Raw genomic sequence first — 20,718 nt, 5'->3', positions numbered from 1 at the left:
GGGGCCGAGAGAAGAGGATGAGGCATGGGCACGCGTAGACCTCGCATCCCCAAGGCCTCGGACATCGTGGTCTCGGCGGTCCGCGAGCGCATCATCGTCCACCGTCTCGCCGAGGGCACGGCGCTTCCCACGGAGACCGAGATGATGGCCGAGTACGGCGTGGGTCGGGTGACCGTTCGGGAGGCGCTCCGCCTGCTCGAGCACGACGGGCTCATCGAGGTCCGGCGGGGGGTGCACGGGGGTGTCTTCGTGCGCCACCCGCAGGTGCGGCAGGTGAGCGACGTGGTCTCGCTGGTCTTCGCGATGCGGAACACGACGCTGCGCGAGTTCGCCGAGTACCGCCAGCTCGTGGAGCCGGCGGCGGCCGAGCTGGCCGCACGCAACATCTCCGAGGAGCAGCGGACCGCCCTCCGCGGCCTGGTCGAGCAGGAGTCGGGCCTGGGGCAGGTGCAGGACCTGCACCAGCTGGTGGCCGAGGCCACGGGCAACGGTGTGCTCGGCACGGCGCTCAACGCCCTGCACCACCCGTTCCAGGAGCACTTCCGGCCCGGCAAGATCCACGCCAGCCACCTCGCCGAGACCGCGGCCTCCCACCGCAAGATCGCCGAGCGCATCCTGGCCGGCGACGGTGCGGCGGCCCGGCGCGCCATGGCTGTGCACCTGGAGGCCTACCGCGCCTACCTCGAGCGCGAGGACCTGCTCGAGGAGCCGATCATCCCTCGTGAGGTGTGGCGGGTCCCGGGGTAGGCAGGCCCGTCGGCACCCATCACGACCTCGAGACACAACCACCTGGTGGGGCGTCGATCTCGAACGCGGTCCAGCACCGCCCGAATCAGGTCGGCCGGCTCGGCTGCCTCCGGGTCACTGATCGTGGTGCGCTTGCCTGCATCGCCCCGTGCAGAACCGGAAGGACCGCCCATGGCGACCAGGCCATCCAGCACGATCCGGTCCGGCCCCATCAGGGGGCTCGCGCCGCTCGTGCCGCCGAACCCCACATCACCCGGGGCGCGGGGAACGTGGACTTCGCGTCGCGCACGGTGCCTGTTCCGGGGCGGCGTGACGGACCGGCCGTCGACCGGGCCCCGGTCGGCTCAGAGCTCGGCATCCCGGCCGAGCTGCGTGAGCGCGGCGAGCTTCGCCGGCAGTCACTCACCGACGTCGACGGAGCACGGTTCGACGAGCCGCTGTGCGGGTCGGGCAGGAGCGATCCGTTCACCGAGATCATCACGACTGTCGAGACGGGGCGCAGCGGTGCCTACATCGACCGCGTGGACGTGAGCTACGACGTCGGGGGTCGTCTGTTCACGCTCTCGACCAGCTGGTCCTACGTCGTGTGCGGAGATGCCATCACCGAGCAGGACATCTGCTGAGCGGGGTCGTCGCGCCGGCTCAGGCGGCGAGGTCGCGGCGGGTGACGGCGGCCAGGGCCGCGACGACAGCTGATGCGGCCACCGCGGCCAGCACCAGCTGGGCGGCGACTCCGGTGCTCGTTGCGAGGCCCGCCGAGGTATGGCCGAACATGCTCAGGTCGACCACCCCCGAGGGGAGCTGCAGCTGCTTGCCGAGCAGCGTCACCCCGCCGCCGACCAGGAGGGGCACCCAGGCGATCCAGCTGATCCGCGGCGCAGCGGCGACGGCGAGGGCGGCCAGCCCGATCACCACCGCCACGGCGGGCCACTGCTGGACTGCCTGCCAGAACGCGTCGCGCGTGACGTCGGGGCCGCTGACGATCGCGCGGGCGATCAATCCGGAAGCGACGCCGCACAGCAGCAGCGTGGCGAGCGAGGTGAGGGCTGCGACGCCCACGTACGCGCGCAGCAGAGCGGAGCGGGTGGCACCGGCGGCGCGTACGTGCTCGGCGAGGCCGGAGCGTTCGGCGGCGGCGACCTGGGTGATCAGGGTGATGCAGACGGCGGAGGCCACGAGGGCCGCGATCGTGCCGCTGAAGGCGAAGTACGCCTCTGCAGGGTCGCGCCCCGACAGCTGGGCGCCGAGGAAGCCGCCGTCGATGCGGCCCCGGCGCAGGTTGTCGATCACCCCAGCGCCGAGGACGGCGAACAGCGCTGCGCCAGCGGCGATGAGCAGGGTCGACCACAGCGCCCGCCGCCGGTCGAGCCGCCACGCCAGGCCGTGGGGGGAGTCGATCCGAAGCCGGGCGGACTGTCGTTGGGGCAGCCTGACGATGCTGGCGCCGAGCTCGTTGGCCGTGGCGAGGCGCACGAAGACCCCGCAGAGCACCGCCGCCTCGATGACTGCGGGCACCAGCCACAGCACCCGGTCGGAGGCGAACGGCAGCGCCAGCGCTCGCAGCGACATCGGTGCCACCCACTGCAGCGCCGGCGTCTGCCCGACGTCGGCGATCGCGCGGACGCCGATGGCGAGCGCGACCGCCAGGGCGCCCGCGGCCCGGGCGGCGCGTGCGGTCGGCAGGGCCATCGCCAGCACAGCGGTGACCAACCCGACCAGCAGGAAGGTGAGCACGACGACCAGCCCGAGCGTCGCGGCTCCGGCGACGTCGACGCCGTCGATGCGACCGGAGTACGCCGCGGTCGCCGTGAAGCAGACCAGCCCGAGCCCGACGGCGACAGCGCCGAGCAGGATCAGCGCCGCCCAGGCCGCGTCGCGGCGCTGCGGGCCGGTGGTGAGCAGCAGCTCGAGCGAGCCGTCCTCGTCCAGGGCGCGGCTGAGCCGGACGGCGAGCAGCACGGCCATGAACGCGGCGATCAGGGTCAGGAACGTCCCCATCTCCCACGCGTAGATCTGCGCCGGCGTCCCCAGCTCGCCGAGTCGGCCGTAGAGGAACTGTGTCGCCGGGTCGGCACGGGCCTCGTCGAGCGCGGCTCTGGCGGTGGCCGCGTCGGCATAGGTCGAGGAGTAGCCGGGCACCGTGGCCGCCGCGACCACGCCGGTCGCGCCGAGCCAGGCCAGCGTCCAGGCCCGGTTGTGCCGCCACAGCGGAGCGGCCACGGACAAGGGACCGATCATCGGGCGGCCACCTCGTAGTGGCGCAGGAAGAGCTCCTCGAGAGTGGCGGGTTCGCAGGTGATCGAGGTCGCGCCGACGTCCATCAGGGCGCGCAACACGTCGTTGACCTCGTGTCCGGCGACGCGTACGGAGACCCGGTCGCCGGCCCAGGCAGCCTCGACGCCGGAGATCGAGAGCCTGTGGCCAGCACCAGACGGGACCACCGCACTGACGGTCGAGGAGGCCAGATGGCGCATCTCGTCGACCCGCCCGGTCTCCACCAACCGACCGTCCTTGACGATCGTCACCCGCCCACACAGGCGCTCCACCTCGCTGAGGATGTGACTGGAGAGCAGCACTGTCCGCCCCGCCGCGGCGGCCTCGCGCACGCACGAGGCGAACACCTCCTCCATCAGCGGGTCGAGGCCGGAGGTCGGTTCGTCGAGGACGAGCAGGTCGGTTCGCGCGGCGAACGCGGCGACCAGCATCACCTTCTGCCGGTTGCCCTTGGAGTAGGTGCGCACCCGGCGCGACGGGTCGAGCGCGAAGGCGTCGACCAATCGGCGTTCGGCGTCCGCGTCGTACGCACCGCGGAGCCCGGCCAGCGCGTCCAGCACCTCCTGCCCCGTGAAGCTGGGCCACAGCGCCACCTCGCCCGGTACGTAGGACGCTCGCCGGCACACCGCGCCGGGGTCCATCTCAGGGTCCAGTCCGAGGACGCGGACCTGCCCCGCAGTCGGTCGATAGAGGCCGAGCAGGATCCGGATGGCGGTGCTCTTGCCGGCGCCGTTGGGGCCGAGGAACCCGTGCACCTCGCCCGTGGTGACCGTCAGGTCCAGGCCGTCCAGGGCGAGGAAGTCGCCGAAGGTCTTGACCAGTCCCTGGGCCAGAACTGCCGGCTCGCTCACTGCTTCCTCCCGGTCTCGATCTCGCGGGTCAGGTGTCGCTGCATGGCCGTGCCGAGCCGTCGGCCGCGCTCGTCGTTGGTCGCGTCGAAGAGCGCATAGAGTCGTGCCACGACGTCGAGGTCGATCGAGGCCGCGATCTCGGGAAACCGTTCGCCGACCCGCCGCTTCATCCGCTCGACGTTGGCCGAAGCGAACGCGTCGAGCTCCTCGTCGCTGAGCTCGTCGGCGGTGTGGAGAGCGGCGAACGCCGCCAGGCCCTCGCGGACCAGCTCCGGTGTCGAGCCGAGGAAGAGTGCCTCGGCCTCCGGCGGTACGTCCCCGCGGAAGTACGCCAGCTCGAGGAACTCCCGTTCCTCGCACATCGCCCGACGAGAGGACTCGTCGGGGGCGTGGGCCTCCAGCTCGTCGTAGAAGTCGACGACGACCTGCGGCAGGGGCGTCAGTGAGCCACCGGCGACGATCGAGTCGAGCAGCCGCGCGAGCCGCTCGCGCTGACCGGTGAGCTGGGCCAGACGCGCATCGAGCGTGGCCAGCGCCTCGCGCAGGTCGCTCGCCCCGGCGCCGTCGTGCTCGCCCGAGAGCAGCTCGGCGATATGGGTGAGGCTCAGCCCCGACTCGACCAGCCACCGGATCCGGATCAACCGCGCCACGTGGCTCAGCCCGTAGTCGCGCACGCCGGCCACCGTCGCAGGCACAGGTATCAGTCCGCGCGCGTGGTAGTGCCGCACGGTCCGCACGCTCACCCCGGCCAGATCGGCCGCGTCCTTGACCCGCATGGCACCAGCATGGCGGTGCGACGTGACGTCACGGCAAGTGTCGGCGCGGTTTCTCGGAGACGTACATCCCGGCTGCGCCCACGACGGCGAGTGCGCACCTCGTCGTGGACACCCACCTGTTCCTCGCCGATGACCTCAAGACCCTCCAGGAGCGCGCGCCGGGAATCGTCGACGACAGCGAGAGCGCCCGCCTGGCCGATGCCTCCCGCCGAGCCGCGTGCCCGGGGGGCTCAGGCGTTGTACCGGTCGGCCACCGCGTCGAAGCGCTCGCGCGACGTCTCCACGATCTCGTGGTAGGCGCGGTCGTCGAGCTGCAGGACCTGCAGCAGCGGCGCCACCTCGTGGTGCCGGGTCACCTGGCTCTCGAGCTCCTCCGGGTCCTCGTCGCGCGTGGTGATCTCGTGCGACATCGCACACGCCAGCGCCACGGCCGCACTCACGGCGGACAGGTCCTCGTGTGCCTCGTGGTGCTCGCGGATGCCGTCGACGATCGTCAGCGGGAGTCCCCACGCCTCGGCGACCGCGGCGCCGATGTCGGCGTGGGTGAGCCCGAGGACCCGCCGCTCGGTCTCGACCAGGTCGAGGCCGTCGGTGGCGGCGGCCAGGGCGAGCATGTCCAGGATCTGGTTGCCGAAGTGCCGGGCCAGCACGACCATGCCGAAGTCGTGCAGCAGCGCGGCGGTGCCTGCCTCCGCCGGGACCGGGACGCGGGCTCGGGAGCGGATCACCTCGGCCGCGATCGACGCGGCCACCGAGCGCTCCCAGAGCGCTCCCGGCTTGAGGCCGTACGCCGGCAGCGCCGCCAGCATCCTGCCGCCGACACGTGAGGCCATGGTCAGCGACAGCAGGGTGCTGGACCCGAGCCGGACGACGGCGTCGCGCACCGACGTGATGTTGGCGCGGTGGCCGAGCGCCACCGAGTTGGCCCGGCGCAGCACGTCCGCGGCCAGCGAGACGTCGAGGGCCACGGTCTCGCTGATCTCGCGGATGTCGGAGTCGGGGTCCGCGACCAGCGTGGCGAGTCGGGCGATGGTGTGGGGAAGGGGTTCGACGGACTCGGCGGCGGCCAACAGGTCCGCCTGGTCCACGAGCGGTGCGGTGGTCACGTCGTCCCGATCGGCACGACGGCGCGAGACCTGAGGGATTGGTGGGGTCGGGAGCCGGTCGGGCGCTCAGGGTCCCACCGGGCGGAACGGACGCACCTCCTCCACGCCGTCGCGCACCACCAGGAGCGTGGACTCCGGGACCTCCTGCCACATCCCGACCAGCGTGCCGAGCGGCTCGGAGGCCACGATCCGGGAGCCGGCGGAGAGGTCGTGGAGCACGGGGTGGTCGGGGTGCTGCCTCTTGATCGTGTCGACGTCGGTGCTGTGGAACAGCGACCGGGCGTGCCCGTCGCTGGCGTAGCGGAACGCCCACGTGGTCTCGCCGTCGGTGGTGGCCACCGTCATCTGGAGCGGGTGCTCGACGCCGTGGCGACGCCCCGTCTGCTCGATCAGCGCGACGGCCCGGGAGACCGCGGCGGGCGGATCGTCCTCGAGGCCGAAGGTCAGCGCGAGGTAGAAGAAGATCTCGCTGTCGCTCGACCCGGCGATCAGCGGGAAGAGGTCGGGAGCCACCGCCAGTGTCAGGTCGCGCTTGACCCGCGAGAAGGAGGCGATGGCGCCGTTGTGCATCCATAACCAGCGGTCGTGGCGGAAGGGATGGCAGTTCGTCTGCTGCACCGGGGTGCCCGAGGTCGCGCGGACATGAGCGAAGAACCGGTGCGACCGGACCTCCGCGGCGACCTCGCGCAGGTTGAGGTCGTTCCAGGCCGGCTCGGTGCTGCGGTAGCGACCGGGCGTGCCCGTCGCGCCAAACCAGCCGACGCCGAACCCGTCGCCGTTGACGGCCTCGGCACCCATCTCGGATCGCTTGCTCTGCACCACGAGGGAGTTGGTGGGCCTGAAGAGGAGGTCCTCCAGCAGCAACGGCGAGCCGGAGTAGGCGAGCCAGCGACACATGGGCCCCTCCTCCTCGTCCCTCTCCCGCACGATACGCCGGTGCCGCCGCGCCGCCCAGAGTCGTGGGGCCAGCCCTCCTGCGGTCGCCGTCCGCCTCGACGTACGACCCCGCGGCGCGCACCGGGCGCCCGCGTCACGTGCCCGGTGGCACCGCCCCGGTCGGCTCGGGGCTCCACGACTCCAGCCACGCAGGCCGCGGCCCGGGTGTCATCCCGGCGAGCAGGGTGGCGAGCAGTCGGGGGACCAGGTCGGGTGCCGCATCCCGGATGGCCTCCGGCAGCGGTCGGGTGACGAGCCCCAGGGCGAGCACCAGCTCCAGCGCTGCCACGTCGTCGCGGACCAGCCCGGCCCGCCGGCCCGCCGCGAGCACCCCCTCGACCCCGGCGAGCGTCTGCTCCTGGGCCTCTCGTACGGGGGCGGCGAGGTCGCGGGTCACGTGCTCGGTGAGGGCGGCGGAGACCGCGCCGAGGTCGAGGTCGGCGAGCCTGCCGACATAGCGCGTCCACGCCTGCGCCGGGTCGGTCTCGAGGTCGGCCAGGGCCTCGGCCGCGGCCGCGCGCATGTCGAGCAGGATCGCGAGGACCACCTCGTCGGCCAGCGCCGACCTGGACGCGAAGTTGCGGTAGAGCGTGGCGATCCCGACCCCGGCGGCGTCGGCGACGGCCTCCAGGGCGACCTCGCCGCCCTCGGCCGCGAAGAGGTGCCGGGCCGCTCGGATGATCCGGGCGCGCCGCTCGGCTGCGTCCGATCGCATGGGGGTCTCCTGGTGCCGGGCGGGTCGGTGATTTGACTCGACCAGCATAAGCGGAGGATTGTTCTCCACATAAGCGGAGGAAAAGCCTCCGGCCGGCTTCTCCGCGAGGACCCCCGTGACCACCCCCACGCCCGTCTCCATCCCCACCGCACCCACCGTTACCGGGGAGGGCGTGGACGACGACGGCTCACGGCCGAGCACGCCGGCACGCCGGACGCCTCCGCCGCTGGTGGCCGCCATCGGGATGACGGCCGGGCTGGGGGCGCTCCTGGTGCTCCTCCTCGCGCTCTTCATCCTCCCCTCGCTCAAGAGCGGCGCGCACGACCTGCCGGTCGGCGTGGTGGGATCCGCGGCGATGACCACGCAGGTCGAGCACGACCTCGCCGCGACGGCGCCCGAGGCCTACCGCCTCGAGCGCTTCGACTCCGCCCGCGCACTGGCCGACGCCGTGCGGGACCGGGAGGTGGCCGGCGGCTTCGTCGTCGGCAGCGGCGAGGTCCACGCCGTCGTCGCGAGCGCCGGCTCGGCCGCGATCTCCTCCGCCGTCACCGCCACGGCCCAGAGCCTCGGCCAGGCCCTCGGCGCCGAGGTCAGCACCAGCGACGTCGTCGCGCTGCCCGAGTCGGACCCCACGGGCATCGGCATCGGCGGGCTCGCGTTCCCGCTGGTCTTCGGCGGCATCGTCCCGGCGGTCGCCTTCCGCACGCTCTTCCCCCGCCGCCCGACGTGGCGGCTCGCCGGCGTCCTCGGCTTCTCCGTCGCGGGCGGCCTGATCGTCTCGGGGGTCCTGCGCTTCTGGTTCGGCAGCATCGAGACCGCGTTCTGGCCCGTCGCCGGCGCCATGGCACTGGGCATCGCAGCACTGGCGTTCCTGCTCAGCGGGCTCCAGCAGGCCTTCGGCGGCAAGGGCTTCACGATCGGCGCGATGACCATGATGTTCCTCGGCAACCCGCTCGCCGGCATCGCCACCACCGGGGCCTGGCTGCCCGCGGGCCTGGGCACCATCGGCCAGGTCCTCCCGCCCGGCGCCGCCGGCACCCTCGTGCGCTCCGCCGCCTACTTCGGCGGCGCGGGCGGACTGACCGCCGCTCTCACCCTCGCCGCCTGGGTGATCGCCGGCCTCGCTCTCCACGCGTACGGCGTCGCTCGCCAGGCGCCCGAGCCCGCCTGAGCCCGCCTGAGCCCGCCTGATCCCGCCTGATCCCGCCTGATCCGACGGGGGCAGCAGGCGTGCACCGCACCTGGCATGACCTGACCAGCTGACCAGACCAGCGACCAACGGCTTGCCCACCGGCAACCCACGCGAGGGTAAAACGGACACCCTGCTGCGGGGTGGCCGCAAGGGTGGACGTCTCGTCAGCTGATCCTCGTGGGGAGAACTCGATGGGCCAGATCCCGGTCGCACGCGCCCCGGCGCTGCCGGGTCGCGCGACCGCGCCTGCCCGGTGGTCCCCGTGGCGCTCGCTGGCGCACCTGGCCACGGAGCGTCCCCACGACGTCGCCTTCGTCCTGACGTCCGGGGCCGGCGCGACGCGCACCTGGGCTGAGGTGGCCGAGACGGTCGAGCGCGCCGCCGCGGGCCTGGTCCGCAGCGGGCTGCGGGTGGACCAGGTCGTCGTGTCGCTGCTGCCGGCGGACCACGCCCACCCCGAGCTCGACCTCGCGCTGCGGGTCGTCGGCGCCGTGGTGGTGCACGTCGCCCCCGGTGCCCCCGCGGGCGACCTCGCCCGCGAGCTCGGCGACGCCGACGTACGCCTCGTGGTGGCCGAGGACTCCGACGACCTGTCGCGCCTCGACGGGGTCACCCTCCCGCGGGCGGAGCTGTTCGCCGTCGACGGTGGCCGCGGGTGGGACCGCCTGCTCGAGCTCGGCGCGGAGCGCCTGGTGATGGACCCCACGCTGGTGGAGCGCTCGGACGACATCGTCGACCCGGACGACGCCGACCCCCGGATGATCTCGGAGCGGGCGCCCCTGGGCCGCGTCCCGGTGGCCGGGCTGCGCGACGGCCTGGTGGAGGCCCGGTCGAGTGCCCTCGTCGTCGCCGACGCCGCCGACGCGCTGCTCCAGGTGGTGCGGCGCACGCAGCTCGACCTCGGGTTCGCCCTCTGCGTGGTCGAGGACCCCGCTCGCCTGCCGGGCGTCATGGCCGCCGTGCGCCCCTCGGTCGTCGTCGTGCCCGAGCGGCACGCCGGGGCCGTCCTCGACTCCCTCGGCGACCTCGGTGGGGCGGTCGAGGTCGTCGAGCTCGCCGACCTGCGCGCCGCGGACCTGCCCCAGCCGCCGCCGCTCGTCCTCGGTGATGCCGCCGACCTGCCGCGTCGTTCGCGCCGGGCGCGCGGGGACGACTTCGACCTCCGGCTCCCCCCTGAGCCGGGCGCCTCGGCCTTCCTGCCGGCGTTGCCGACCCGGACGTGAACCTTCGACGACGCCCTCGGCATCGAGGGCCCGGTGGCCACGCTGCTCGTCGACCACCAGCCGCCGGCTGACTCGCCCGAGCAGTGCCGTGACCGGTGCCGTGACGGCGCCCCGTCCGGAGCCCGGACGCACGAGGGGCCGCCGGTGTCGCCACCGACGGCCCCTCGTCACTCACGATCGCGTCAGCTGGCGCGACCCCGGTCGACCACCGAGAACCGGATCGTCTTCGTGCCGGCCCGGACCTGGTCGTCGCCGCGGTAGCGCACGACGAGCCTGACCTTGCCGGTGCGCGCGAAGCGGGGCAGCTTCACGATGGCGCGGCCGCCGGCGTCGAGCGTCTTCGTCCAGGCCTTCGACCGGCCCGCGCCCTTCACCGTCACCGTCACCTTGCCCGACGGCGTGACGTCGTGGGCGGCCACGGCCACCCGCAGCTTCACCCGGCTGCCCAGCTCCACCGGCTTGACCATCTTGGTCGAGACCCGCGCCGCGACCTTGTCGGCACTCGGCGTGGTGGGGGTGGGGGTCGGCGTCGGGGTCGGGGTCGGCGTCGGGGTGGTGGTGCCACCATCACTCGGCACGTTGTCGGACAGGATCGTGATGTCCGCGTCGTTGACGTCGAAGAAGTAGTTCTCCACCGCCTCGACCTTGATCCGCGCCGTGGTGCTGGGCACGTCGGGCCACGTCACCTGGGCGTTGCCGTCGTTGGGCGTGCTCTCGGCGAGCACCGTCGGGAACGTCTTGCCACCGTCGAGCGAGAGGCTGATCCTCACGTTGGGCGACAGGGCCGCGGTGTTGGCGGTCCAGTAGACGGTCTCCGTGCGACCACCCACCGCGGCGGCGCTGGCGGCGCTCTTCGACGTCACGCGGAACGGGCCGGTGGTCTTGTCGATGAGCAGCTTGACGTCGCTGTAGGCGTAGCCGCCGCCCTCGGGGGCGAGGTCACGGGCGGTGAAGCGGAAGTTGAGCGACGGCTCGGCGTTGCCGTCCCACCCGACGCCGGGCTGCGCGGCGGAACCCACGTAGTCGGCGGTCGGCAGCCACTCCGCGAAGCACTCGGTGACGGGGACCGTCGGGAGCGGGACGGGGGTCGGGCTGCCCACCGGCGGCTTGGTCGGCATGGCCGGGCAGGTGCCGTCGATCGCGTTGGTGTTGTTGGCCAGGATCTGCGCCATGTCCGGGAACACCCGCGTGGGGCTGGACGTGGCGAGGTTCTCGCCGGGGGAGTTGATCTGCAGCGCGCCGGCCGGGGTCACCGGGGCGTGCACCCCGAAGATCCGGAACAGCGGGCCGTCGACCTTGGTCTGGTTGCCCAGCGCGGTGCCGGCGGCGCCGCCGCGGTCGTTCTGCTCCCAGATGTGGACCAGCGGGTCGCCGTCGGGGTCGCTGGCCTCGCCGGTCAGCGCGAACGGCGTCCGGATCGGGATCGTCTTCGTCACCGGGGCCTGCACCTCCGGAGCGTGGTTGCCCGACGGCGTGACGGTGAAGCCGCCGTTGCGCTGCGGGCCGCCCTGGGCGGTCTCGCCGACGAAGCCCGTGACGTCACCGGAGGCCGGCGCGAAGCCGAGCGCGGCGACGTCGGTGCCGGCGTACGGGGCACCGGTGAAGCGCACCTCGAAGCCGGTGTCGTCGAGCGTCGGGACGTTGCCGGGCGCGGGCGCAACCACCCGCAAGTCACCGAAACCTCGCACCTCCACGCTCCCGACGCCGGTCACGGCCTCGATGGCGGCGTCGATCCCGTCGAGGGTGTAGTTGGTGCCGCGCACGATCGGCGGGGTCTGCTGGGCGTTGAAGCTCAGCGTGAACGACTCGGCGTCGCTGAAGCCGCGCAGGGACACCGTCTGGACCTCGTTGATCGGCGCGCGGTTGGCGGTCATGGTGGTCGTCATGTCCGTGATGCTGCGCTGCGAGAAGTACGGGTCGCTGTGCGGCTGGAGGTTGTCCTGCTGGCAGATGCCGGCGTAGGCCATGACCGAGCTGCCCGAGCCCGGCTCGTACGGCGATCCGCCGCGGTTGCCGGAGCAGTTGAGCTCGGTGCCGTTGAAGGTGTGCGGACCGCCGAACTGGTGGCCGATCTCGTGGGCGACGTAGTCGACCGCGAAGTAGTCGCCCTCGGGGGCGGGGAGGCCGGTGCAGCCGCGGGCCTTGCCGTCGCCGCCGATGACGCCCAGGCCGGCGACGCCGCCCCCGTTGACGCCGAGCGCGATGTGGCCCACGTCGTAGGCCGACGCGCCGACGAGCTGGCCGAGCACGATGCGGTTGCGGTTGAGCAGACCGCCGGTGCAGCCGCCGGCGAGCGTGGCGGGCGGGAAGCACGGTGCCGAGCCACACGGGCCGTTGGCCTCGGTCGCCTTGGCGGCGGTGTCGAGGTTGAGCTTGTCGGTGTCGTTGATCAGCAGCATCCGCACGGCGAGGTCGTCGTTGTAGATCTGGTTGACCCGGTTCATCAGGGTGACCTTCTCGGCCAGCACGTTGGCGGTGCCGAAGTAGGTCGCGTAGGACGGGTCGGTCACCAGCGCGAGGCGGAAGGTCCGCAGCGAGACCTCGGTGCCGGGGGCCTCGCCCGCGGACTTGTCGCCGAGACTCTTGACGAGGTCGTCGTCGAGCTCGGGCTCGACGAGTCCCCGCTCGCTCGCGGGAAGGTCGCCGTGGCGGTAGGAGAGGTAGAGGCTGTCGTCGCCGTTCCAGGCGGGGTCGACGTACCAGGCGGCACGCTCACCGGAGCCGCGCACCGAGGCGTGGAAGCCCATCGGCGTGAGGTCGAGGCGGATGGTCGCGGTCGGGTCGCCGACGGCGCGGCCGGCGTAGGTCGCGATCTCGGGGTGACGGGCGGCGAGCTCGGCCTCCATGACGGCGACCTCGTGCACGCGGAAGTCGACCAGCTCGCCGTTGGGAGCCGGAACGCTCACCACGGTGCCGGTGCTGTCGGAGCGGGCGGCGTCCTCGGCGGGGGCCCGGTCGAGCGCGGCGCTGATGGCGTCGCGGTCGAGGGTGAAGGCGGCGTAGCGGGTGGGCTCGACGCGGCGTTCGGCGTCGCCGCGGTCACCGCCGGGACGCTGCTGGCTGGCGGTCCAGTAGCCGTCGTCGGGCGGTGGGGCGGCGGTGCCGGACAGGGCCAGGGCCTGGAGCCCGACGAGGGCGAGGGCGACGGAGACGAGCAGGGACAGGTAGCGGAGCGGACGGGACATGCAGCCTCTGATCTCACGGGGGGTGGAAGTCCGAAACGTAAGGCAGGTCGCCCCCGAAAGGGTGCACCCCGAGGGGGGTGTCCTCCCCCCTCCCGCATCGTGGGACGGCGCGCCCGGAGCGGCCGTCGTGTGCCGGGTGATGAGTTCCGGGTCCGGCAGCGGTCACACGGGTGTCAGGCAACGATGGACGAAAGGTTGGACGATGACGCTCGAGACGATCACCCAGGAGGTCGACATGGACGCGTGGCAGGCCATGGACCAGACGGAGTTCGCGGCGCTCGCCGAGCGGCACCGCCGCGAGCTCCACGTGCACTGCTACCGGATGCTCGGGTCGTTCCAGGACGCCGAGGACGCCGTGCAGGAGGCCTACCTCCGGGCCTGGCGCGCCCGGGCGACCTACGAGGGGCGCTCCCCGGTGCGGGCCTGGCTCTACCGGATCGCCACCAACGTGTGCCTCGACCTGCTCGCCCGGCGCCGCCCCGAGCCGGCCTCCGGGGGCGAGGTGCCGTGGCTGCAGCCCTACCCCGACCGGCTGCTCGACGAGCTGAGCGCCGACGGCGCCGACGAGCCCGAGGCGCTGGCCGTCGCCCGGGAGACCATCGAGCTCGCCTACCTCGTCGCGGTGCAGCACCTGGCTCCGCGTCCGCGGGCCGTGCTGATCCTCCGTGACGTGCTCGGCTGGCCCGCCAAGGAGGTCGCCGAGCTGCTCGGCGACTCGGTCAACTCCGTCAACAGCGCCCTCCAGCGTGCCCGCGCGGGCATGCGGCAGCACCTGCCGGCCGAGCGCCAGGACTGGACCGGCGAGGACGACGACACCGCGACGCGCGACCTGGTCCGACGCTTCACCGAGGCCAGCATCGCCACCGACATCGACGCGCTCGCCACGATGCTGCGCGACGACGTCCGGTTCGCGATGCCGCCCTCGCAGGGGCTGCTGGTGGGTCGCGAGGCGGTCGTGGCGGACTGGGTCGCCCAGGGCTACCCGCAGATGAGCGGCTTCCGCGCGCTGCCGACCGCGGTCAACCGGCAGCCGGCCGTCGCCCACTACCTGTGGAACGAGCAGGAGGCGGCCCATCTCCCGCTGACCCTCGACGTGCTCCGCATCTCCGGCGGGGCGGTGACCGAGGTGACCATCTTCGACGCCGACCGCTTCGCCTCCCTCGGCCTGCCCGACCGGCTCCCCGGCGAGGGAGTGCAGCGGTGAGCGGGCTCGCCCGGACCGCCCTGGTCGGGCTCGGGGCGGCCGCCGCGGCCGCGGCCGTCAACGCCGCAGTCGCCGCCGCCGCCCGCGGCGCGGGCGTCACCCTCGAGGTCGACGGGGGCGAGGCGATCCCGGTCTCGGGCATCGCCTTCGTCACCCTGGTCCTCGCTGCCGCCGGGGTGCCGATCGCGGCGGCACTGTCGCGGTGGAGCACCCGCCCGGTGGCGTGGTGGCTGCGTACGACGACCGCGCTGACCGCGTTGTCGCTCATCGCGCCGTTCGTGGCGGCCGCCGACGCCGCCACCGCGGTGACGCTCGTCGTGCTGCACCTGCTCGCCGCCGCGGTCGTCGTCCCGGTCGTCGCACGCACCCTGCGCACGCCGGCCCGCGCGGCCTCGGCCTGACGGGCGTCGGCCCCTGGCCTCCGGCAGCAGGCCGAGGTCCCGGCCCAGGGGCGTGGCGAGGGAGCGTGCGTAGACCGTCCCTCACTACCGCGCCGCCGCGCCCCGCTGCGGCCCCTCGAGCTCCTCGAGCTCCTCGAGCTCCTCGAGGCGCTCGGGCCCCGGCGGCTCACCCAGCGGCTCACCCAGCGGCTCACCCGGCGGCTCAGGCGGTCGACCGTAGGGTCGGGACATGAAGACGCGCACTCTCGGCAACCAGCAGGTCGGCGCCGTCGGCCTCGGCCTGATGACCTTCGACCAGACCGGCACGCAGCCGCGCCAGCAGCTGCTCGACACCGTCTCGGCGGCCCTCGACGCCGGTGTCACCCTCTTCGACAGCGCCGACGCCTACGGGCCCGGCGACGAGCTGGGTGCGGACGCCCAGGGTGAGAACGAGCGCCTGATCGCCTCGATCCTCGACGAGCTCGGCGTACGTGACCGCGTCCTCCTCGCCACCAAGGGCGGCCACGTCCGCACCGACGGCGGCGGCTGGGACACCGACAGCTCCGCGACCCACCTCCGCGAGGCTGTCGACGCCAGCCTGCAGCGCCTCGGCGTGGAGCAGATCGCGCTGTGGCAGCACCACCGCCCCGACCCGAAGGTCCCCTACGAGGAGGTCATCGGCACGCTCAAGGAGATCGCCGACAGCGGCAAGGTCGCGCACATCGGCCTCTCCAACGCCGACCCGCAGCAGATCCGCGACGCCCACGCCGTGCTGGGTGACGCGCTGGTGAGCGTGCAGAACCAGTTCAGCCCCAAGTTCCGCTCCAGCCGGCCCGAGATCGACGTCTGCGACGAGCTCGGCCTGGCCTTCCTCCCGTGGAGCCCGCTGGGCGGGCTGTCCGACGCCAAGGAGCTCGCCGACAAGCACCCCGCCTTCGCCGAGGTCGCCCGCGAGCGCGGCATCAGCGCGCAGCAGGTCGCGCTGGCCTGGGAGCTCGCCCAGTCGCCGGTCGTGATCCCCATCCCCGGAGCCAAGCGGCCCGCCTCGATCGTCGACTCCGCCGCCGCGGCAGACATCGAGCTCACCGCCGACGAGCTCGCGCGCCTCGACGCGAGCTGACCTGCGCGGGCCGGCCCGGCGCGCGCGAGGCGTCGCCGGGCGGCCCTAGGGTGGCGCGCGTGCTGAGCCTGCAGATCGACGACGCCCGCCTGTGTGACCTCGAGCCCTGGCACGCCGAGCAGCTCGCCGGCCTGTTCCGCGCGCACGGCGCCGACTTCTACGAGTGGCTGCCGTGGGAGGGCTTCGAGGACGTCGACGCCGCCCGCGGGTTCATCGAGGGCTTCGCCAAGGCCCGCGGGGAGGGCACCCGGCGTCTCCTCGGCATCTGGGTCGGGGACGAGCTCGTCGGCGGCACGCTGTTCCCGAGCATCAACGCCCGCTCCCGCACGGCCGAGGCGGGCGTCTTCCTCGCCTCGCCGGCGCGCGGGCGGGGCATCGTCACCCGGGCGGTCGCCGCGATGCTCGACTGGGCCTTCACCGAGCGGGGGATGCACCGCGTCGAGTGGCGCTGCGCCCCGGGCAACCACGCCAGCCGGCGGGTGGCGCAGCGGCTCGGATTCACCCACGAGGGCACCCTGCGCGAGGCGTTCTGGGTCCGCGACCAGCGCCAGGACCTCGAGGTCTGGTCGCTCCTGGCCCGCGAGTGGGCCGGCCCGCCCCCGCGCGACTGAGGCGTCGCCACAAACTTGACTCGTTCAAGAAAACGGGGCAGGGTGGGCGCGATGGACGACGTCGACTTCGAGCACCTCCTGCGCAGTGCTGACCTCCGGGTCACCCGGCCGCGTCTGGCCGTGCTCCGCGCCGTACGCCGTCACCCGCACGCCGACACCGGCAACCTGCTCGCCGCCGTGCGCACCGAGGAGCCGACCGTCTCCCACCAAGCGGTCTACGACGTCCTCGGCGCGCTCGCCGACTCCGGGCTGGTGCGCCGCATCCAGCCGGCCGGCTCCACCGCGCGCTACGAGCTGCGCGTCGGCGACAACCACCACCACGCCGTGTGCCGCTCGTGCGGCGTCGTCGCCGACGTCGACTGCGCGATCGGTGCCCGCCCCTGCCTCGACGCCTCCGGCACCGGCGGCTTCGTCGTCGACGAGGCCGAGGTCACCTACTGGGGCCTGTGCGCCGACTGCTCCACCGACCGGGCCGTCGTCACCTGACGCCTCCCCGCCGCATCCCCCGTCCCACCCCACGCCACGCACCGATCCCCTCTCGAAAGGTTTCACCATGACCGACAGCCAGGACACCACCCCCGAGAGCCCCCAGGGGGTCGACCGGAAGGCCGAGGCCGGGTGTCCGGTCATGCACGACTCCGCCACCGCCCAGGGCAGCGAGAGCGAGAACCCGGCGATCGACTCGCCGCAGCCCAAGACCGGCGGCCGTCCCCACAGCCTCCAGGACTGGTGGCCCGACATGCTCGACCTCTCGGTCCTGCACGCGCGCTCGCCGAAGGGCAACCCGCTCGGCGCCGACTTCGACTACAAGAGCGAGTTCGAGAAGCTCGACGTCGAGGCGCTCAAGGCCGACCTGGTCGAGCTGATGCACTCCTCGCAGGACTGGTGGCCCGCCGACTTCGGCCACTACGGCGGCCTGTTCGTGCGGATGAGCTGGCACGCCGCCGGCACCTACCGCATCTACGACGGCCGCGGGGGCGCGGGCGACGGCGGCCAGCGCTTCGCCCCGCTCAACTCCTGGCCCGACAACGCCAACCTCGACAAGGCGCGGCGCCTGCTGTGGCCGGTCAAGCAGAAGTACGGCCAGAAGATCTCCTGGGCCGACCTGATCGTCCTGGCCGGCACGGTCGCCATGGAGGACATGGGCTTCGAGAACTTCGGCTTCGCCTTCGGCCGCGAGGACGTCTGGGAGCCGGAGGAGATCTTCTGGGGCCCCGAGGACACCTGGCTCGGCGACGAGCGCTACTCCGGCGAGCGCGAGCTCGACGAGGTCCTCGGCGCGGTCCAGATGGGCCTGATCTACGTCAACCCCGAGGGCCCCAACGGCAACCCCGACCCGATCGCGTCCGCGCGCGACATCCGCACCACGTTCGCGCGGATGGCGATGAACGACGAGGAGACCGTCGCGCTGATCGCCGGCGGCCACACGTTCGGCAAGACCCACGGCGCCGGCGACGCCTCCCTCGTGGGCCCCGAGCCCGAGGGCGCGCCGCTCGAGCAGCAGGGCCTGGGCTGGAAGAGCGAGTTCGGCAGCGGCAAGGCCGGCGACACGATCACCTCCGGCCTCGAGGTCACCTGGACCTACCACCCGACCCGGTGGGACAACGAGTTCTTCCACATCCTCTACGCCTACGACTGGGAGCTGATGGAGTCCCCGTCGGGCGCCCACCAGTGGCGCCCGAAGAACGGCGCCGGCGCCGACATGGTGCCGGGTGCCCACGAGGGCGACCCGCGTCGCGAGCCCCGCATGCTCACCTCCGACCTGGCGCTGCGCATGGACCCCGAGTACGACAAGATCTCGCGTCGCTTCAAGGACAACCCCGAGGAGTTCCGCCTGGCCTTCGCCAAGGCCTGGTACAAGCTGCTCCACCGCGACATGGGCCCGGTCAGCCGCTTCCTCGGCCCCTGGGTGCCCGAGGCGCAGCTCTGGCAGGACCCGGTCCCGCCGGTCGAGGGCGAGCTCGTCGGCGACGCCGACATCGAGACCCTCAAGGCCGCCGTGCTCGACTCCGGCCTCTCGGTCTCCGAGCTGGTCTCGACCGCGTGGGCCTCGGCCGCGAGCTTCCGCTTCACCGACAAGCGCGGCGGCGCCAACGGCGCCCGCATCCGCCTCGAGCCGCAGCGCACCTGGGAGATCAACCAGCCCGAGCAGCTCTCCCGCGTGCTCGACACGCTCGAGTCCATCCGGTCCGACTTCAACGCCAAGGGCGGGGCGCAGGTCTCGCTCGCCGACCTGATCGTGCTCGCGGGCAACGCCGCGGTCGAGAAGGCCGCCCGCGACGCGGGCGTCGAGGTCACGGTGCCGTTCCACGCCGGTCGCACCGACGCGACCCAGGAGCAGACCGACGTCGACTCCTTCCGGGTGCTCGAGCCGCGCGCCGACGGGTTCCGCAACTACGTGCGTCCCGGCGCCAAGCTGCGGCCCGAGACGCTCCTGGTCGACCGCGCCTACATGCTCGACCTCACGGCGCCCGAGATGACCGTGCTCGTCGGCGGCCTGCGGGCCCTGGGCAACAACGTCGGCGGCGTCCAGCACGGCGTCCTCACCGACCGCCCGGGCGTGCTCACCAACGACTTCTTCGCCAACCTGCTCGCCCCCGGCGCGCAGTGGAAGGCCTCGGAGTCCGAGGAGGGCGTCTACGACATCCGCGACGCCGCGACCGGCGAGCTGAAGTGGACCGCCACCGCGGTCGACCTGATCTTCGGCTCCAACTCGCAGCTGCGGGCGCTGGCCGAGGTCTACGCGAGCGACGACGCCCGCGAGAAGTTCGTGGCCGACTTCGCCGCGGCCTGGGCCAAGGTCATGGAGCTGGACCGCTTCGACCTGCGCTGACCCGCCTGCGACGGCCCGGACCCCTCTGCGGGGTCCGGGCCGTCGTCGCGTCCGGGCGGCTCCCCGCCCGGAGAGCGGGGCCGGAAGTCGGAGGCGCGGTGTCGGTGGGGGCGCCTAGGGTCGCGGTGTGTCCAAGGACGACCTCGACCCGGTGCCGGCGGCCCCCGCGGCCCCGCTCGTCGAGGCACATCTCCCGCCGGGGGTGACCCGCGGCCAGGAGACCCTGCGCACGTTCCGCCACGTGCTCGTCAACACGCTGGTCGCCAACGTCACCTCGAGCTATCTCTGGTTCGCCCTCACGTTCTGGGCCTACCTCGAGACGCGCTCGGTCATGGCCACCGCGATCATCGGCGGCGGCTACATGCTGTTCACCGCCGTCTGCGGCACCTACTTCGGCACCCTGGTCGACCACCACCGCAAGAAGCGGGTGATGGTCGCCTCCTCGACGGTCACGCTCGTCGCCTACGCGGCGTCGGGCGGGCTGTGGGTGCTGCTGGGCGAGGAGCGCCTGGCCGACTGGGGCAGCGCGTGGTTCTGGCTGTTCGCCGCCGTCGTGCTGGTCGGCGGCGTCGTGGAGAGCCTGCGCAACATCGCCCTCTCCACCACCGTGACGCTCCTCGTCCCCGAGGACGGCCGCGACAAGGCCAACGGCCTGGTGGGCACCGTCCAGGGCGTCGCGTTCATGATCACCAGCGTCTTCAGCGGGCTCAGCGTCGGCCTGCTCGGCATGGGCTGGACGCTCGCCGTCGCGATCGCGCTCACCGCGGCCTCGCTGCTCCACCTGCTGCCGATCCCGATCCCCGAGCTCGACCCGGTGCCCGAGGCGGGTGCCTCCCGCTTCGACGTGCGCGGCGCGGTCGCCGCCATCCGAGCCGTGCCCGGACTGGTCGCGCTGATCCTCTTCTCGACGTTCAACAACCTCGTCAACGGCGTCTACATCGCGCTGATGGACCCCTACGGCCTCACGCTGTTCAGCGTGGAGGCCTGGGGCGTCGTGCTCGGGGTCACGGGCATCGGATTCGTCGTCGGCGGCGGTCTGGTCGCCCGCTTCGGTCTCGGCGCCAACCCCGTGCGCACCCTGCTGCTGGTCAACGTCGCCGTCGCCGTCCTCGGGATGACGTTCACGCTGCGGGAGTCGGCGTGGCTCTACGTCGTGGGCCTCTTCGTGTTCATGTGCATCATCCCGGCCGCCGAGTCGGCCGAGCAGACGATCCTCCAGCGCGTCGTCCCGTTCCGCACCCAGGGACGGGTGTTCGGGTTCGCCCAGAGCGTCGAGCTGGCCGCCAGCCCGATCTCGGCGTTCCTCATCGGTCCGGTCGCCGAGTTCGCCCTCATCCCCTACATGGAGTCGCCGGAGGGCCGCGACACCTGGCGGTGGCTGCTCGGCGACGGCGACGCGCGTGGGATCGCGCTGGTGTTCCTGATCGCCGGCGCGATCATGTTCGTCACCGTGCTCGCCGCGCTGGCCTCCGCGCCCTACCGACGCCTCTCGGACGCCTACGCCTCGGCGCCTCCCCAGGAGCTCGAGGCGCCCCCCATGCACTGACCGATCGGTCAGTTTCCCC

The 20,718-nt window shown here is 73.1% G+C and carries 19 protein-coding genes; 11 read left to right on the top strand and 8 right to left on the bottom strand.

Annotation, left to right across the window (positions count from 1 at the left end):
• Positions 1–24 precede the first annotated feature (24 nt).
• Together JX575_RS19275 and JX575_RS19270 are read left to right on the top strand one after the other, a co-directional pair.
• Positions 25–747: a GntR family transcriptional regulator gene (locus tag JX575_RS19275; protein ID WP_186339644.1), complete on the top strand. Its 723-nt coding sequence runs from the start codon at positions 25–27 to the stop codon at positions 745–747.
• Between the two features lie 290 nt (positions 748–1,037).
• Positions 1,038–1,370 carry a hypothetical protein gene (locus tag JX575_RS19270; RefSeq protein ID WP_186339643.1) on the top strand — a complete coding sequence of 111 codons (333 nt, stop codon included), beginning with the start codon at positions 1,038–1,040 and terminating at the stop codon, positions 1,368–1,370.
• Between the two features lie 19 nt (positions 1,371–1,389).
• Here the strand turns inward: JX575_RS19270 and JX575_RS19265 are convergent, their stop codons facing one another.
• The 6 genes from JX575_RS19265 to JX575_RS19240 form a co-directional block, all read right to left on the bottom strand.
• A complete protein-coding gene (locus JX575_RS19265) occupies positions 1,390–2,985 on the bottom strand; it encodes a hypothetical protein (RefSeq protein ID WP_186339642.1) in 1,596 nt (531 codons plus the stop codon).
• Complete coding sequence (locus tag JX575_RS19260; protein ID WP_186339641.1) at positions 2,982–3,872, bottom strand: ABC transporter ATP-binding protein; 891 nt, start codon at positions 3,870–3,872, stop codon at positions 2,982–2,984. The genes JX575_RS19265 and JX575_RS19260 overlap by 4 nt, the downstream gene beginning before the upstream one ends.
• The gene (locus JX575_RS19255; protein ID WP_186339640.1) at positions 3,869–4,648 is read right to left on the bottom strand and encodes a MerR family transcriptional regulator; all 780 of its coding nucleotides are present in this window, start codon (positions 4,646–4,648) and stop codon (positions 3,869–3,871) included. The genes JX575_RS19260 and JX575_RS19255 overlap by 4 nt, the downstream gene beginning before the upstream one ends.
• A gap of 230 nt (positions 4,649–4,878) precedes the next feature.
• Positions 4,879–5,754, bottom strand: a complete 876-nt coding sequence (locus JX575_RS19250) for an HDOD domain-containing protein (RefSeq protein ID WP_186339639.1) — start codon at positions 5,752–5,754, stop codon at positions 4,879–4,881.
• A 66-nt stretch (positions 5,755–5,820) separates the two neighbouring features.
• Positions 5,821–6,651 carry a class II glutamine amidotransferase gene (locus tag JX575_RS19245; RefSeq protein ID WP_186339638.1) on the bottom strand — a complete coding sequence of 277 codons (831 nt, stop codon included), beginning with the start codon at positions 6,649–6,651 and terminating at the stop codon, positions 5,821–5,823.
• 133 nt (positions 6,652–6,784) lie between these two features.
• The gene (locus JX575_RS19240; protein WP_186339637.1) at positions 6,785–7,405 is read right to left on the bottom strand and encodes a TetR/AcrR family transcriptional regulator; all 621 of its coding nucleotides are present in this window, start codon (positions 7,403–7,405) and stop codon (positions 6,785–6,787) included.
• 115 nt (positions 7,406–7,520) lie between these two features.
• Here JX575_RS19240 and JX575_RS19235 point away from each other — a divergent pair, with 115 nt between their 5' ends.
• Positions 7,521–8,576, top strand: a complete 1,056-nt coding sequence (locus JX575_RS19235; protein WP_206054460.1) for a hypothetical protein — start codon at positions 7,521–7,523, stop codon at positions 8,574–8,576.
• A 212-nt stretch (positions 8,577–8,788) separates the two neighbouring features.
• Complete coding sequence (locus JX575_RS19230) at positions 8,789–9,820, top strand: AMP-binding protein (RefSeq protein WP_186339636.1); 1,032 nt, start codon at positions 8,789–8,791, stop codon at positions 9,818–9,820.
• A 182-nt stretch (positions 9,821–10,002) separates the two neighbouring features.
• Here JX575_RS19230 and JX575_RS19225 read toward each other — a convergent pair whose 3' ends face one another.
• Entirely contained in the window at positions 10,003–13,005 is a 3,003-nt protein-coding gene (locus JX575_RS19225) for a M12 family metallo-peptidase (protein WP_206054459.1), read from the bottom strand.
• Between the two features lie 202 nt (positions 13,006–13,207).
• Between JX575_RS19225 and JX575_RS19220 the strand changes: the two genes are divergently transcribed.
• Entirely contained in the window at positions 13,208–14,209 is a 1,002-nt protein-coding gene (locus JX575_RS19220) for an RNA polymerase subunit sigma-70 (protein WP_186339635.1), read from the top strand.
• Positions 14,206–14,610: a DUF6069 family protein gene (locus JX575_RS19215; RefSeq protein WP_186339634.1), complete on the top strand. Its 405-nt coding sequence runs from the start codon at positions 14,206–14,208 to the stop codon at positions 14,608–14,610. The genes JX575_RS19220 and JX575_RS19215 overlap by 4 nt, the downstream gene beginning before the upstream one ends.
• Before the next feature lie 84 nt (positions 14,611–14,694).
• Here JX575_RS19215 and JX575_RS19210 read toward each other — a convergent pair whose 3' ends face one another.
• A complete protein-coding gene (locus tag JX575_RS19210) occupies positions 14,695–14,841 on the bottom strand; it encodes a hypothetical protein (RefSeq protein ID WP_186339633.1) in 147 nt (48 codons plus the stop codon).
• Here JX575_RS19210 and JX575_RS19205 point away from each other — a divergent pair.
• From JX575_RS19205 to JX575_RS19185, 5 genes are all read left to right on the top strand, one after another.
• The gene (locus JX575_RS19205; protein ID WP_186339632.1) at positions 14,840–15,709 is read left to right on the top strand and encodes an aldo/keto reductase; all 870 of its coding nucleotides are present in this window, start codon (positions 14,840–14,842) and stop codon (positions 15,707–15,709) included. The genes JX575_RS19210 and JX575_RS19205 overlap by 2 nt on opposite strands.
• 59 nt (positions 15,710–15,768) lie before the next feature.
• Positions 15,769–16,320 (top strand): GNAT family protein, encoded by a 552-nt coding sequence (locus JX575_RS19200; protein WP_186339631.1) that lies wholly within the window; start codon positions 15,769–15,771, stop codon positions 16,318–16,320.
• Between the two features lie 51 nt (positions 16,321–16,371).
• Positions 16,372–16,806: a Fur family transcriptional regulator gene (locus JX575_RS19195; RefSeq protein WP_186339630.1), complete on the top strand. Its 435-nt coding sequence runs from the start codon at positions 16,372–16,374 to the stop codon at positions 16,804–16,806.
• Between the two features lie 67 nt (positions 16,807–16,873).
• Positions 16,874–19,153 (top strand): catalase/peroxidase HPI, encoded by a 2,280-nt coding sequence (gene katG, locus JX575_RS19190; RefSeq protein ID WP_186339629.1) that lies wholly within the window; start codon positions 16,874–16,876, stop codon positions 19,151–19,153.
• A gap of 127 nt (positions 19,154–19,280) precedes the next feature.
• Complete coding sequence (locus JX575_RS19185) at positions 19,281–20,699, top strand: MFS transporter (RefSeq protein ID WP_241005263.1); 1,419 nt, start codon at positions 19,281–19,283, stop codon at positions 20,697–20,699.
• Positions 20,700–20,718: the final 19 nt, after the last annotated feature.

Origin of the sequence: Nocardioides sp. zg-1228 (genome assembly GCF_017086465.1) — a bacterium.
Taxonomy (GTDB): domain Bacteria; phylum Actinomycetota; class Actinomycetes; order Propionibacteriales; family Nocardioidaceae; genus Nocardioides.
The sequence above is the reverse complement of the archived record's forward strand: the minus strand, read 5'-3'. Positions and strand labels throughout refer to the sequence as shown.

Bases quoted from the DNA above. Each gene is read 5' to 3' on its own strand.
- JX575_RS19230 (WP_186339636.1), top strand. From the start codon at position 8,789: ATGGGCCAGATCCCGGTCGCACGCGCCCCGGCGCTGCCGGGTCGCGCG.
- JX575_RS19195 (WP_186339630.1), top strand. From the start codon at position 16,372: ATGGACGACGTCGACTTCGAGCACCTCCTGCGCAGTGCTGACCTCCGG.
- JX575_RS19275 (WP_186339644.1), top strand. From the start codon at position 25: ATGGGCACGCGTAGACCTCGCATCCCCAAGGCCTCGGACATCGTGGTC.
- JX575_RS19255 (WP_186339640.1), bottom strand. From the start codon at position 4,648: ATGCGGGTCAAGGACGCGGCCGATCTGGCCGGGGTGAGCGTGCGGACC.
- katG (WP_186339629.1), top strand. From the start codon at position 16,874: ATGACCGACAGCCAGGACACCACCCCCGAGAGCCCCCAGGGGGTCGAC.
- JX575_RS19225 (WP_206054459.1), bottom strand. From the start codon at position 13,005: ATGTCCCGTCCGCTCCGCTACCTGTCCCTGCTCGTCTCCGTCGCCCTC.
- JX575_RS19205 (WP_186339632.1), top strand. From the start codon at position 14,840: ATGAAGACGCGCACTCTCGGCAACCAGCAGGTCGGCGCCGTCGGCCTC.
- JX575_RS19220 (WP_186339635.1), top strand. From the start codon at position 13,208: ATGACGCTCGAGACGATCACCCAGGAGGTCGACATGGACGCGTGGCAG.
- JX575_RS19245 (WP_186339638.1), bottom strand. From the start codon at position 6,651: ATGTGTCGCTGGCTCGCCTACTCCGGCTCGCCGTTGCTGCTGGAGGAC.
- JX575_RS19240 (WP_186339637.1), bottom strand. From the start codon at position 7,405: ATGCGATCGGACGCAGCCGAGCGGCGCGCCCGGATCATCCGAGCGGCC.
- JX575_RS19265 (WP_186339642.1), bottom strand. From the start codon at position 2,985: ATGATCGGTCCCTTGTCCGTGGCCGCTCCGCTGTGGCGGCACAACCGG.
- JX575_RS19210 (WP_186339633.1), bottom strand. From the start codon at position 14,841: ATGTCCCGACCCTACGGTCGACCGCCTGAGCCGCCGGGTGAGCCGCTG.